This is a genomic window from Streptomyces sp. NPDC126503 (assembly GCF_040302405.1).
In the GTDB taxonomy this organism is placed as follows: Bacteria; Actinomycetota; Actinomycetes; order Streptomycetales; family Streptomycetaceae; genus Streptomyces; species Streptomyces gulbargensis.
In genome coordinates this window covers 70,327-83,473 of the sequence record NZ_JBEORS010000010.1, presented here as the reverse complement: position 1 = coordinate 83,473, position 13,147 = coordinate 70,327, and the positions used below count along the sequence as shown (strand labels likewise).

The window sequence follows — 13,147 nt, the reverse complement described above, 5'->3', positions numbered from 1 at the left end:
CGGTCGGGGGCCGGCGCACGCGCCGGCGGGGGCGCGCGGCCCGCGCGGGGTCAGGCGGGTCCGGGGCCCTGGGGGCAGGAGGTGTGGTCGGGGTGGCCCCGGGTGCGACGCGCCTCTTTGAGGCGTGCTTCGAAGAGGTGGTCCCGGCCACCGGCGAGGCACGAGACGGCCTTCTGTTCGAGGTCCTTGAACGGCTCGTAGTACGTCCGGTTGTAGGCCTCGACGATCTGGAACGTCCAGTGCCCGGGGATGACGTTGCGCCCGAGGAGCTCGGTCTCGACGCGGTCGGCCCAGTCGTCGTGGCCGGCGTCCCGCAGCAGTCGGACGGCACGGTCCAGTTCGAAGTCGGCCGTGCCGGTCAGCTGGTGGAAGCCGTACAGGTGGCCGCGTGCCCGCTCGACCGTCTCCAGCGCCTTGGAGAGGGACCCGAGGGCCTCCACCGTGAGGTCGCTGACTCCCGGCGGCCGCTGATGAGCGGGGTCCGGGCCGTCGCCGTCCCGCCGGGGCCTCCCCCACGGGCCGGTCGCCGCCTGTTCGGTCTCGTGCGTCATGGGACGTCCTTTCCTCCGGCGGCCGCGTCCGTTGCGCGCTGCCGGCCTTCCGATGTCTCTTCCGCCCCGGCGGCGCCCCCGGATGCGCGGGGCGGGCGGGGCCCGGTCCTCGTCCGCGGCGAGTCCCGCTCGGGGAAGTGGCGGACCCTCCGGCGGTCCCGGGGGGCGCGTCAGGGCCGGGTCGCCACGAAGGTGTGCGTGATCCCGGCCTGCCAGCCGGGCAGGGGCAGCGTGCGCACCCCGGTGAACCCGGCGCGCCGCAGCCGGTCGGCGAACTGCGCCGCCGTGTCGAAGGCGAGGACGCCGCGCCACAGGTGCCGGTAGAGCGCTGCGTCGCCGTGCCGCCGTCCCCACGGAAGGACGACGGTGGCCATCACCGCCGACCAGACGGCCCGGTGGACGGCCCGGCCGCCGAGGGCGTACTCGTGGACGGCGAGCCGGCCGCCGGGGCGCAGCAGGTCGCGCGCCACGGCGAGGCCGGCGTCGGGGTCCGCCAGATTGCGGAAGAGGTACGCGGCGAAGACCGCGTCGTACGGCCGTCCGGTCACCGTCCCGGCCCTCGCATCCGCCTCCTCCCCCGGCCCCGTCCCCGTGGCTGCTCCCGCTCCTGCCAGGTCCTCGACGTAGGCGTGGACGAAGGTCACGCCCGGGGGCCAGGTCTTCTGCCGGGCGCGGGCCAGCATGCCGGCCGAGGCGTCGACGCCGGTGACGGTGGCGCGCGGGGCGGCGCGCAGCAGGGCGGCCGTCGACGCGCCGGTGCCGCAGCCGAGGTCGAGCACGGCTTGCCCCGCTCCCTCCCGGGGCAGTCCGAGGCGGCGTGCCGAACGCAGCAGGTGGCGGTGGTAGCCGGGGCTGGCCGAGGTCATCCGGTCGTACGTCGGGGCCGCGTGGTCGAACGCTCCGGCGAGGTCGGCGTCGGTGAGCAGGGACATCGTCGGCTCCTCCACGGTCTCGGTCTCTCCAGTGTCGGCCCCCGTCCGGTCCGCCGCGCCTCGCCGGGTCCTTTCGGGGTGCCTCACGACCCGGGCGGGTGCCGGCTGTGCCTCGGAGGCGGTCGCCGAGGGGGGCCGCTCGGCGCAATGCGCGTGCATCCGCGGGCGAGGGCGGTACGGAATGACTCGTGAGCCTCATCCGCCATGCCGCCGGCCCAGGGAGTTCCGATGCGTGTACAGGACCCGCTCGACCCGCCCGTTCCCTCCGATCCGCCTGAGCCGGCCGCTTCCGGCGGTCGGGGCGACGCGGTCGGCCCGGCCGGTCCCGTGGATCCGGTCGATCCGGTCGCCGTCGACAGGGACGTGCCCGCGGCGGTGGAGGCCTGGCTCCGCGAGACTTTGGAACGGCGTGTCCGGGAGGCCTGCGCCACCGACGCGGTCTTCGGGAGCGATCTCGCGGCCCGGGTGGCGCGTTTCGCGCTCACCGGCGGCAGCCGGCTGCGGGCCGAACTCCTCTGGTGGGCGGCCCGGGGCTGCGGAGGCGGGGAGTCCGGGGCGGCGCGGCTCCTGGGGGCCGCGGCGGCCATGGAGCTGGTCCAGACATGTGCGCTGATCCACGACGACGTGATGGACGGGTCCGCCCTGCGGCGGGGGCGTGCCGCCCTGCACGTCGTCCTGGACGAGCAGTACGGGACCGGCGCGCGCGAGCTGCCCTGCGGCACGTTCGGCGGCGCGGCCGCCGTGCTGGCCGGCGACCTGGCCCTGGCGTGGGCCGACGACGCGTTCGTGGAGTGCCTGGACGGGTCGGGGACGACGGCCCGGGGCGCGTACGCGATCTGGCGTGCGATGCGTACGGAGATGGTGGCGGGCCAGTACCTCGACCTCCGGGCCCAGGCCACCGGTACGGGGTCGGCCGGGCAGGCGGCCCGCGTCGCGGCCCTGAAGACGGCCTCGTACACCGTGGAGCGTCCTCTGGCCCTGGGGGCGACGCTCGCCGGCGCACCGGAGCGCACCGTCCGCCGGCTGCGGGAGGCGGGTCGGTCGGCGGGGCTCGCCTTCCAGCTCCGCGACGACCTGCGGGGGACGTTCGGGGATCCGGCGGTGATCGGGAAACCGGTCGGTGAGGACCTGCGCGAGGGCAGGGCGACGTACGTCCTGGCCGTGGCGCGCGAGCGGTGCGCACGGGCCGGGGACGAGGCGGGCCTGCGGCTCCTGGACGGGGCCGTGGGGCCGGCCGGGGCCGGCGGGCGGGCGTTGGACCGGGTGCTCGACCTGCTGGTGGCGTGCGGGGCGCGGGACGAGGTGGCCCGGCGTGTCGAGGAGCTGTGCCACCGGGGCGCCGAGGCGGTCCGCGAGGCCGGTCTCGCCCCGGGGGCCGAGGACCGGATCATGACGCTGCTGCGCGGCGCCTGCGGACCGGACGACGGCGCGTCCGGCTCCGGTTCGCCGCAGGCCGTGCGGAAGGCCGGCCGGCCGGTGCTGACCGGAGGTGGCCGTTGAGGACCGTGAACGGTCCGACGGACCACGTCGTCGTGGTGGGCGCCGGTCTCGCGGGGCTGGCCGCCGCGCTGCATCTCATGGGTGCGGGGCGCCGGGTGACGGTGGTGGAGCGGGAGGCGCTCCCCGGCGGGCGGGCCGGGCGCCTCGATCTCGCCGGCTACCGGGTGGACACCGGGCCGACCGTCCTCACCATGCCGGAGATCCTCGACGAGGCGTTCCACGCCGTGGGCGACTCGCTGCGCGAGCGGCTCGACCTGATTCCGCTGCGGCCCGCCTACCGGGCGCTGTTCGCCGACGGTTCGCGGCTCGACGTCCATACCGACGGCGCCGCCATGGAGGAGGAGATCACCGCCTTCGCCGGCGCGCGGGAGGCCCTCGGGTACCGCCGGCTGCGCGGCTGGCTGGAACGGCTCCACGCCGTGCAGATGCGGCGCTTCATCGACGCCAACTTCGACACCCCCGCCCAGCTGCTGTGTCCCGAGCTGGCCCGGCTGGCCGCGCTGGGCGGGTTCGGCCGCCTCGACCGGGCGATCGGCCGGTTCCTGCGGGACGAGCGGCTGCGCCGGGTCTTCACGTTCCAGGCCCTGTACGCGGGGGTGGCGCCGTCGCGCGCGCTGGCCGCCTACGCCGTGATCGCGTACATGGACACGGTGGCCGGCGTGTACTTCCCCCGGGGCGGGATGCACGCCGTACCGGAGGCGATGGCACGGTCGGCGGAGCGGGCGGGGGCGGTGCTCCGGTTCGGGGAGCCGGTGCTGCGGCTGGAGCGGACGGGGAGCCGGGTGACGGCGGTGGTCACCGCCCGCGACCGCGTCCCGTGCGACGCGGTGGTCCTCACCCCCGACCTGCCGGTCTCCTACCGGTTGCTGGGCGGGGCGCCCCGGCGGGCCGTACGCCTGCGGCACGCGCCCAGCGCGGTGGTGCTGCACGTGGGGACGGACCGTACGTGGCCGCGACTGGCCCACCACACCCTGTCGTTCGGGTCGGCGTGGGAGGCCACCTTCGACGAACTGATCGGCAGCGGACGGCTCATGAGCGATCCGTCCCTGCTGATCACCCGACCGACCGCCACCGACCCGTCGCTCGCCCCGCCGGGACGGCACCTGCACTACGTCCTGGCGCCGTGCCCCAACACCGAGACCGGGCCCGGCGTGGCGCACTGGGGCGAGCTCGGTCCCCGCTACCGCGACGGGCTGGTGCGCGAGCTGGAGCGGCGGGGGCTCGCGGGCCTCGGGGCGTCGATCGAGGCGGAGAGCCTGGTGACGCCGGCGGAGTGGTCGGCGCTCGGCCATGCGGCCGGGACGCCGTTCTCGGCGGCGCACACCTTCGCGCAGACCGGTCCGTTCCGTCCGCGGAACCTGGTCCGGGGGACGGAGAACGCCGTCCTCGCGGGCTGCGGCACCACCCCGGGCGTGGGAGTGCCGACGGTGCTGCTCTCGGGGAAGCTCGCCGCCGCCCGGGTGACCGGCGGCGCACGTCCGCGCCGGTCCGTCCGGGCATCCGCGGCCGCCCCGGGGCCGGCCGCCGCACCGGGCGAGGGGCGGACGGCATGACGGCCCGGGAACTGGACGCGGCCGGCATCACCGACCCGTCGCTGCGCGCGGCGTACGCGGTCTGCCGGCGCCTCAACGCCCGCCACGGCCGCACGTACTTCCTCGCGACCCGGCTGCTGCCCGCCGACCGGCGTGCCGCCGTGCACGCCCTGTACGGCTTCGCGCGGTACGCCGACGACATCGTCGACGACCTGGGCACGGCGGCCACGCCCGGCGAGCGGGGCGAGGCGCTGAGCGCACTGGAGCGGCAGTGGAGGCGCGCCGTGCGGGGCGAGCGGGTGACGCAGCCGGTGGTGCGGGCGGCGGCGGACACCCGGGCGCGGTACGGCATCGGCGCGCACCACTTCGCCGACTTCCTCGCCTCGATGCGCAGCGACCTGACGGTCGGTGCCTACGCCACGTACGCCGATCTGCGGGCCTACATGCACGGTTCGGCCGCCGTCATCGGCCTCCAGATGGTGCCGGTGCTCGGCACGGTCGGGCCCCGTGCGGAGGCGGAGCCGTACGCCGCCGACCTCGGTGTGGCCTTCCAGCTGACGAACTTCCTCAGGGACGTCGGTGAGGACCTCGACCGTGGCCGGGTCTACCTGCCCGCCGACCTGCTGGCGGCCCACGGGGTCGACCGGGACCTGCTCCTGTGGAGCCGGCTGACCGGCTGTCGGGACGCCCGGATCACCGCGGCGCTGCGGGCCGCCGCGGCGCTGACGCGGAAGGTCTACCGGGCGGCGGAGCCCGGGATCGCCCGGCTGGATCCGGTCTCGGCGCCCTGCGTGCGGACGGCGTTCGTGCTGTACGGCGACGTCCTCGGCGCGATCGAACGGGACGGGTACGCGGTGGTCCACCGGCGGGCCGCCGTGGGCCGCCGGCGCCGGGCGGCGGTGGCGCTGCGGGGTCTGGCCGGCGCCCTCGCGGCACGGCACGGGCCGCGCCCGGCCGCGCGCGGCGATGGGCCCCCGACGGCGCCCTGGCGGACGGACCCGCGGCCGGGTGGGGGCCCGGCCGCCACGGGAGGAGGCGCCGGTGCGACCGGCCGTCGGGGAAAGGACACGCGGTGAGTGAGCGAGACGGGACGGGCCGGCGGAAGGCGATCCCTCTCCGGCTGCGCCGGGACGCCGTCGCCTGGGAGCGTCAGCGTCCGACCTGGCGGGACGCGCGGCCGGCGCTGATCGCCGAGGCCCTGGAGCGGGCACGGGCGCGGCCCACGGGCAACTGGTTCGTCGTCGGTGCGGCCCGGGACCTGACCGCGCGGCGGCCGCTGGGACGCACGGTGGCGGGTACCGAGATCGTGCTGTGGCGCGGCGAGGACGGCACGCCCCACGCGGGTCCCGGGGCGTGCCCGCATCTGGGGGCGCCGCTCAAGGACGCGGCCGTCCGGTGCGGGCGGCTCATCTGTCACTGGCACGGGCTGGACCTGGACGGCGGCCCGTTCGCCGGCTGGACGCCGTGGCCGGTGCACGACGACGGGGTGCTGCTGTGGGTGCGCCTGGACCGGGTGGGCGGGGAACCGCCCACCGAGCGGCCCGCCGTGCCGGCGCGTCCCGCCCCGAGCGCGTCGCTCGCCGCCGTGTACACGGGGAGGGGCACCTGCGAGCCGGAGGACGTCGTCGCGAACCGCCTCGATCCGTGGCACGGTGCATGGCTCCACCCGTACTCCTTCGTGGACCTGGTCGTCCGCGACGTGCCGGACGGGGCTCCACCGGACGACGCCAAGGACGTGCTCCTGGTGGACGTGTCGTTCAAGGTGGCCGGGCGGATCGTCGTGCCCGTGCGCGCCGCGTTCCACGCGCCCGACGCGCGGACGGTCGTCATGCGGATCGTCGAGGGCGAGGGGGCGGGATCGGTGGTGGAGACCCATGCGACACCCTTGACGCCGGCGGGCGCCGGGCAGCCCCGCACGGCCGTGGTCGAAGCGGTCGTGGCCGGCTCGGACCGGCGCGGCTTCGCGGTGGCACGCGCCCTCGCTCCCCTGCTGCGCCCCGCCGTGCGGGCCGCGTCGGGGCGCCTGTGGCGGGACGACCTCGCGTACGCGGAGCGGCGGCACCGGCTGCGGGCGGAGGGGCGGTTCCCGGGCTGAAGGGCGGCCCCCGGGCGCGGGGCGGTTCCCGGGCCGAAGGGGTCGGGTGGCACCGGTCCGGGCCGACGGCTGACCGTCAGGTCGTCCCGAAGCGGCGGGCGAGGAGCCGCAGGGGTGCCGAACGGCCGTGGCGGGGGACGGTCCACAGGGCCTGGCCGCCGAGGCCCCAGCGGCGCAGATGGGCGTTGGCCGCGAGGAAGCCGGTGGTCGCGGCCCGTTCCATCAGGGCCACCGGGAGGCCGGTGCGGACCAGGTCTCCGGCGACGGTGACGGTGGGGTCCGGCGTCTCCACGGTGGGCCGGTCGGTGTGGGTGCCCACGGCGAACAGCGGGCAGTCGCGGCGCCATTCGTCCCGCCGGTCAACGATCCGCGCGGTCGCCGTCTCCGGGTGGACACGGTGCAGTTGGGCCACGAGCTCGCGCGCGAGGGCGTGCGGACGCGCGGCCGGGTCGGCGGCGTAGGCGTGGAGTTCGAGGACTGCGCCTCCGGTCTTCCGGGCCCAGCGGGCGGCCTCGCCCTCGAACACGTTCAGCACCGTGATGTTGTCCAGCGGCCCGTATCCGCTGGTCCCGAGGAACCCGGGGCGGTGGGGGGCGACCGGCCGGTCGAGCCAGATCCGGGTGACGAGGAAGGGCGGGGCGACGCGGAGCCTGCCGATCCCGGCCCGCCACGCGGCGTCGCAGAGGTCCGGGGAGGCGGCGGTGAGCGCCTTGAGCCCCGCCGTGTCGAGGGCGAGCACCACCGCGTCGGTGTGCTCGGTGCCGTCCGCCGTGTGGACGAGGTGGCCGCCGTCCGGGCCGGGCTGGAGGCCCAGCACGGGCGTGCCGGTGCGGACGGCGGCGCCGTGGGTGTCGAGGTAGCGTGCGAGCGGGTCCCACAGGGCCTGGGGGTAGGGCTCGTCGGGCACGTCGAAGATCAGGCCTTCGGAGGAGCCGAGGAAGTAGATGTGGAACATGAGGGCGAGTTCGGCGGCGGACAGCTCGTCCGGGTCCGCGAAGAAGCTGCGGGAGAAGACCTCGAAGGCGAGGTGCCGGGCCGCCTCGGGGAAGCGGACGCGGTCGAGCAGCGCGCGGGCGCTGATGCCGTCGTACCGCTGGTAGACCTCGGGGACGCGGACGTCCAGGAGCGGCAGTGCGGCGCGCGGGTTCATCCGGGCCAGGTCCCCGGCGCCGAAACTCGGGCTGAGGAGGGCGAACCCGAGGGCGCTCCAGGGCGGTGTCCTCGGGACGCGGGCGAAGCTGTCGTACGTCCCCGAGCCGTGCCGCAGCGGGTAGTCGGGCAGCGGGCGGAGCCGGTCGAGGCCCGGGTCGACGCGCCGGAGCAGACCTCGCAGGTTGTAGTACTGGCGGAAGAAGGCGTGGAAGCCGCGGCTCATGGTGACGGTCGATCCGTCCGCGAGTTCGGTGGGCCAACCGGCCAGGCGGCCTCCGAGCGTCGGCTCGCGCTCGTAGAGCGTGACGCGGACGCCTCGTTCGGCGAGGGCCGTGGCGGCGGCGAGACCGGCGATACCGCCGCCGACGACCGCGCAGCGGACGGTCCCGCGCGCGCCGGCGCGCCGGGGTGGCGGCGCGGGCAGGACGACGGCCTTGCGGTCGCGGCCGCGGCGGGCGGCCGGGACGGGCTCGTGACGGGGCATCGGGAAACTCCTCGGGGCTTCGGTCAGCGGCGGCGGGTGAGCAGCGGCAGCTCGGCGGCGGTGCGCAGCATGGTGAGGACCGGGGTGCGCAGCCCGATGGCGAACTCCTCGGCGGGGCGGGTGGTGCCGTCGAGGAAGCGGAGCAGACGGGCGCTCGGTACGTCGCGGAAGAGGCGGGTGAAGAACGCCGGGCCGTCGATGCGTCCGGTGTCGAGGCCCCTCAGGAGGACGGCGTCCATGGCGAGGGCCCGCGCCGGGTGGGCCGGCGGTGGTACGGGCGGGCGGCCGGTGTGCAGGGCGTGGGCCACGGCCCGGCTCTGGCGCTGGATGGCTGCGAAGGCGTAGCCGGTGGAGGGGCGCACGGCTCCGCCCGCCGCGCCGATGCGGAAGACGTGCCGGCCGGCGCGGCGCTCATGGCGGCCGTCGGTCATGGGGATGACGCCCTGTTCGGTGCCCGTCACCCGGAAGGCGCCGAGGCGGAGGACGCGGCCCGTGTAGTGGCGGAGCGCGTCGTCGTAGGCCTGGCGGGTGAGGGGGGCGCGGCCGAACTCGGTGTATTCGACGAGGGCCTCGTACCGGCTGGTGGGCAGCACGTATCCGAAGGAGAGTCCGTGCCGTGGCTGGGGGGTGCGGAAGTCCATGAGCTCGACGGTGCCGGGGGTGAGGACCGGCCGCTCGCACCGGACGAACCAGCCGCGGAAGTGCTGGCACAGCGAGACGCGCGCGGCGGGGGGTGCGGCGGGTGGCCGGGAGTCGTACACCCAGCTGGCCCGGAGCGTGAAGGGGGCGCCGTCGGGGGTGCGGCCGCTCACCTCGGCGCCGTCCGGACGGTCGGCGACGGCCTCGACGACGGCTTCCATCCGGCGCAGCCCCGCGAGGCGGGGTTCCAGGCCCCGTTCGAAGGCGCCGGAGCGGAGCATCTTGTAGGTGAGGTCGCCGAGTTCGCGGGCCTGGCCGTCACCTCCGGGGGCGCGGACCCGCACCCTGTGCCAGCGCGCGGTGAGGAACGGGTCGTAGTCGCCCGGGCCCGGCTCCCAGTAGCACCAGGTGCGTTCGGGGGGACGGAGGCGGCCGGGCGGCGGGGTGACGAGGACGACGTCCGGGGGGCGGACACCGGGCGGCGGGTCGAGCAGCCGCCACGCGAACGAGAGACCGGCCGCTCCGGCGCCGACGATGACGATGTCGCTGCTGTCCCTCATGGTCTGCGGTGCTCTCCTTCGAACCGGCGGCGGGCCCGGCCGCCGGCCCACGGGGCCACCGCCGCGGGTCGCGGACGTGCGCTCCACCTTCTCGCGCGGGCCCGCCCCCGGATGCGGTCCGGCCCCGGCCACGCCGTACGGGTCGCCGGTCAGGGCGAACCGGTGCGGAGCCGGACTGCCGCACGGGGCCGGCGGAGGGGCGGCCGTCGGGCTCCGCGCGCCCGGGGCCAGGAGCCGGGGACGGGGAAGCCTGGAGCCGGCGCCGGGTGCCGGCCGCCGGGTGCCGGGCCGTGTCAGTCGATCCCGGTGTCGCCGAGCGCCTCCAGCACCTTCCTGAGCCCGTCCGCGATGTCGCCGACGACCTGGCGGTCGACATCGGCGAGCAGGTCGGCGTAGGTGGCCAGATGGTCGGCGAAGGCGGCCCGGGTCACCTCCTGCCCGTGTTCGGTGAGGCGGATTCTGACGGTCCGCCGGTCGTCCCCGTCGCGTACCCGCTCGACCAGGCCCTTGGCCTCCATCCTGTCGATGCGGTTGGTGATCGCTCCGGAGGTCACCATGGAGGCCTTGAGCAGGGCGCCGGCGGTGAGGGCGTAGGGCGGCCCGGAGCGCTGCAGGGTGGTCAGCACGTCGAACTCGCCGATTTCCACCCCGTGCCGCGCGGCCGTCGCCTTGACCGTTCTGTCGACCACGCGGGAGAGCCGCTGGACCCTTCCCATCAGCTCGACGGGCCAGAGTGCCTCCGTCACATCGGGGCGTTCCTCGGTCCACTGGGCGATGACCGCGTCGACGGCGTCGCTCATCCCACCACTTCCTCTCGGCGTACGTCCGCTCAACGTACGTCATCTCAACGTACATCCTCTCAACGTTAAGACACTTGACGGCCAGAGACGCGAGGCGCTTTTATCTCAACGTTGAGATTATCAACGTTGAGCAACAGGTGACCGCCTGCCCTGCGACCGACCGAACCGGAGCCCGCCATGCCCCTGCTCGACCGCAGCCTCCCCCACTCCCCCGCGAACGCCGGCGCCGTGCGAGCCCCGGGCCGGGTGCCCGCCCTGTGGCTGGCGTTACTGGCGACTCCCCTGGCCGCGAGCGCCAACGCCCCGGTCCTGATCGTCCCCGACATCGCCGCCGCGCTCGGGGTGCCCACGGCCACGGCGACCTGGCTCGTCACGGTGTTCGCGTGGGCGGTGGCCATCGGTACTCCCCTGATGGCGGGGCTCCTGCGCCGCCGCGGCCTCGGCGGCGCGCTCCGGCTGAGCGCGTTCCTCGTCGTGGCGGGCACCGCGGTCGTGGCGGTGGCGCCGTGGCTGCCGGTGGTGGCGGCCGGCCGTGCGGCCCAGGCCGCGGGAGGAGCGGGGCTCGTCACCGCGGCGATGAGCCTGGCCGGGTCGGTCCGACGGATGGGCGTGATCACGGCGGGCTTCGGCACGCTGGGCGCGGTGGGGCCGCTGCTCGGCTCGGTCCTCGCCGACGCGGTCTCGTGGCGGCTGTCCCTCGCCGTGGGCGTGGTCGCGCTGCTCGCCCTGCCGGTCGTCCTGCGCCGCGCCGACCTCTCCGCCCCGCGGCAAAGCGACCCGTTCGACGGCCGGGGCGCCACGCTGCTGGTGCTGCTGGCGACGGCCCTGGTCCTGATACCGCGTCACCCGCTCCCGGCGGCGGCCGGGGCGCTCGTGACGGCCGTCGCCCTGGCGCTGCACGTCCGGGCCCGCCCTCTGGGTTTCGTCCCGGCCTCCCTGCTGCGCAGCAGGCGGTTCGTCCTCTCCACGGCGCTCGCCTGCGCCTTCTCCACGTCGTACTTCACCCTTCTGTTCACCGTCCCCGCGTCGCTGCGCGACCGTACCGACTGGTCCACGTCCGCGATCGGCGCCGGCCAGCTGGTCGCCCTTCTTCTGGGCTCGGCCCTCTCCATGGCTCTGGCGGCCGCTTCGGCCCGCGTGAGCCGGCGCGCGCTCCTGACCCTCCTGCTGACGACGGGGCTCCTGGCTCCGCTCCTCGCCCTGCTGACGCCGTGGGCTCCTCTGCTCCTCCCGGTGGCGGCCCTCGCCGTCCTCACCACGAGCGCGGGTCAGGCGACCCTCGGGGTCTCGGCGACACGGGCCGCGCCGGACGCCCTGCGTCCTGCGGCGATCGGCCTGTTCAATCTCGGCTACCAGCTGGGCGGCGCCTTCGGCCCGGCGATCGCGGCCCTGATCGCCTGGGGCGGCTGACCACCCACCTCTCCGACGGGCCGGTGCTCGTCACGCCGCACGGCCGGAGACGGAGCCGTACGGAAATCGGATCGCCACCGGGGTGAGGCCCTCGCTACCGTTCAGAACGCCCCATCACCTTCCCGCGGCCCCGGCCGGAGAGCGACGCACCCATGACCAGCAGTCCCGCGACGACGACCCTGTGGCGCCCCACCGGTCCCGAGGAGCTGGACCTGGTGAGGGAGGCGAACTGGCGCGCATGGCCGCCGAGGCTGCCCGAGCAGCCGATCTTCTACCCGGTCCTCGACGAGGACTACGCGATCCGGATCGCGCGGGACTGGAACGTGAAGCACGACGGCGCGGGTTTCGTGACGCGCTTCGAGGTCGAGTCGGCGTTCCTGAGCCGTTACCCCGTCCGCCGGGCGGGCGGGCGGACGATCCTCGAACTGTGGGTTCCGGCCGGGGAACTGGACGACTTCAACGACCACATCGTGGGCGAGATCCAGGTGATCCACGAGTTCCGCTGAGGCCGGCGGCCGGGTGGCCCCGCGCACCGGAACCGGCCGACGCCGCCCGGGGACGCCTCCGGGACAGTCGGGACGCGAACCCGGCTGTCCCGGACACGTCCGGGACGTTCCGGCACGTTGTCCTGACCACCGCCTCGGGCCACACTGGCGCCTCCGTCCCCCGCACCGGGGGAACCGGTGCGGCCGGCTCCGCGTACTCCTCGCCAGGGGTGATGTGTCCATGACCCGCATACGTCGTTCCGGTCCCCTGCTGGTGACCGTGCCGCTCGCCGTTCTCACCGCCGTCCTGCTGACGAGGACGATGCGCTACCCGGCGATCGGCATGTCGGCCGTCCTGGGGCTGGTGCTCCTGGTGCTCGTCCTCTCCGTCCTGAGCCGGCTCACGGGCGAACCCGCGGAGAGCGCCGCTTCGTCGGACCTGCGGGACCTGGGTTGCCTCCTCCTGGCCCTCCTCGCGGTCGCCCCGGTGCTGATCCTGCCCGTCGACCGCCCGTGGAACGCGCCCTGGTGGCCCGGCCGCCACGAGAGCGCCTCGCTGCCCGACCCCTGCGACGTGGGACGCGCCACGGCCAGGGCCCTCGTGCCCGGTGGCCCGGGCACGGCCGACCACGACGACGACGGCCCGTACGGTCCGACCGCGGGGTGCACGTGGCGTGACCCGGACGGGGCGTCGACGCTGACGCTGGAGTACCAGCTCGTGAACTGGGAAGGCACGTTCGGCGGCTCTGCGACGGACAGCGCACGGGACGCCCTCGCGGACACCTTCACTCTCGGCCCCCGCGTTCCCCTGCGGGGCGTGGGCGACGAGGCGTGGCGCGCCGACTTCGGGGCCTCCCACCACGTCGCGGCGCGCAGGGCCAACGTGATCGTCGAGGTCCGCCTCTCCGGCGCACCGCCCCCACCGGCCGAGGCGGCCCGCCGCTCGGCGGAGGAGCGTCTCCTGCGCACGGCGGTGGAGCACGTCCGCACCCGGTGACCACCGTGGC

General features: G+C 76.0%; 12 protein-coding genes. 7 read left to right on the top strand and 5 right to left on the bottom strand.

Going from position 1 to position 13,147, the window contains the following annotated elements; all coding sequences use genetic code 11:
- Nucleotides 1–50: 50 nt before the first annotated feature.
- A complete protein-coding gene (locus ABTY40_RS15835) occupies nt 51–551 on the bottom strand; it encodes a hypothetical protein (protein WP_352060012.1) in 501 nt (166 codons plus the stop codon).
- A gap of 170 nt (nt 552–721) precedes the next feature.
- Nucleotides 722–1,483: a methyltransferase domain-containing protein gene (locus ABTY40_RS15830; protein WP_352060011.1), complete on the bottom strand. Its 762-nt coding sequence runs from the start codon at nt 1,481–1,483 to the stop codon at nt 722–724.
- A 228-nt stretch (nt 1,484–1,711) separates the two neighbouring features.
- Between ABTY40_RS15830 and ABTY40_RS15825 the strand changes: the two genes are divergently transcribed.
- From ABTY40_RS15825 to ABTY40_RS15810, 4 genes are read left to right on the top strand one after another with little or no spacing between them, the layout of a single operon-like run.
- Nucleotides 1,712–2,983, top strand: coding sequence for a polyprenyl synthetase family protein (locus tag ABTY40_RS15825; RefSeq protein ID WP_352060010.1), 1,272 nt, complete (start codon nt 1,712–1,714; stop codon nt 2,981–2,983).
- The gene (crtI, locus tag ABTY40_RS15820) at nt 2,980–4,536 is read left to right on the top strand and encodes a phytoene desaturase family protein (protein WP_352060009.1); all 1,557 of its coding nucleotides are present in this window, start codon (nt 2,980–2,982) and stop codon (nt 4,534–4,536) included. Before ABTY40_RS15825 ends, crtI begins: the two co-directional genes overlap by 4 nt.
- Nucleotides 4,533–5,591, top strand: coding sequence for a phytoene/squalene synthase family protein (locus ABTY40_RS15815; RefSeq protein ID WP_352060008.1), 1,059 nt, complete (start codon nt 4,533–4,535; stop codon nt 5,589–5,591). The genes crtI and ABTY40_RS15815 overlap by 4 nt, the downstream gene beginning before the upstream one ends.
- Nucleotides 5,588–6,610 (top strand): Rieske (2Fe-2S) protein, encoded by a 1,023-nt coding sequence (locus ABTY40_RS15810; RefSeq protein ID WP_352060007.1) that lies wholly within the window; start codon nt 5,588–5,590, stop codon nt 6,608–6,610. Before ABTY40_RS15815 ends, ABTY40_RS15810 begins: the two co-directional genes overlap by 4 nt.
- 76 nt (nt 6,611–6,686) lie before the next feature.
- On the opposite strand, the gene ABTY40_RS15805 is transcribed toward ABTY40_RS15810, so the two are convergent.
- From ABTY40_RS15805 to ABTY40_RS15795, 3 genes are all read right to left on the bottom strand, one after another.
- Complete coding sequence (locus tag ABTY40_RS15805) at nt 6,687–8,246, bottom strand: FAD-dependent oxidoreductase (protein ID WP_352060006.1); 1,560 nt, start codon at nt 8,244–8,246, stop codon at nt 6,687–6,689.
- A 23-nt stretch (nt 8,247–8,269) separates the two neighbouring features.
- Nucleotides 8,270–9,445: a lycopene cyclase family protein gene (locus ABTY40_RS15800; RefSeq protein WP_352060005.1), complete on the bottom strand. Its 1,176-nt coding sequence runs from the start codon at nt 9,443–9,445 to the stop codon at nt 8,270–8,272.
- Nucleotides 9,446–9,738: 293 nt separating this feature from the next.
- Nucleotides 9,739–10,245 carry a MarR family winged helix-turn-helix transcriptional regulator gene (locus tag ABTY40_RS15795; RefSeq protein ID WP_352060004.1) on the bottom strand — a complete coding sequence of 169 codons (507 nt, stop codon included), beginning with the start codon at nt 10,243–10,245 and terminating at the stop codon, nt 9,739–9,741.
- 177 nt (nt 10,246–10,422) lie between these two features.
- Between ABTY40_RS15795 and ABTY40_RS15790 the strand changes: the two genes are divergently transcribed.
- The 3 genes from ABTY40_RS15790 (at nt 10,423) to ABTY40_RS15780 (ending at nt 13,137) form a co-directional block, all read left to right on the top strand.
- On the top strand, nt 10,423–11,655 hold the full coding sequence (locus ABTY40_RS15790; protein ID WP_352060003.1) for an MFS transporter: 1,233 nt from the start codon (nt 10,423–10,425) through the stop codon (nt 11,653–11,655).
- 152 nt (nt 11,656–11,807) lie between these two features.
- Nucleotides 11,808–12,161, top strand: coding sequence for a hypothetical protein (locus ABTY40_RS15785; RefSeq protein WP_352060002.1), 354 nt, complete (start codon nt 11,808–11,810; stop codon nt 12,159–12,161).
- A gap of 220 nt (nt 12,162–12,381) precedes the next feature.
- Nucleotides 12,382–13,137, top strand: a complete 756-nt coding sequence (locus tag ABTY40_RS15780) for a hypothetical protein (RefSeq protein ID WP_352060001.1) — start codon at nt 12,382–12,384, stop codon at nt 13,135–13,137.
- Nucleotides 13,138–13,147 lie beyond the last annotated feature (10 nt).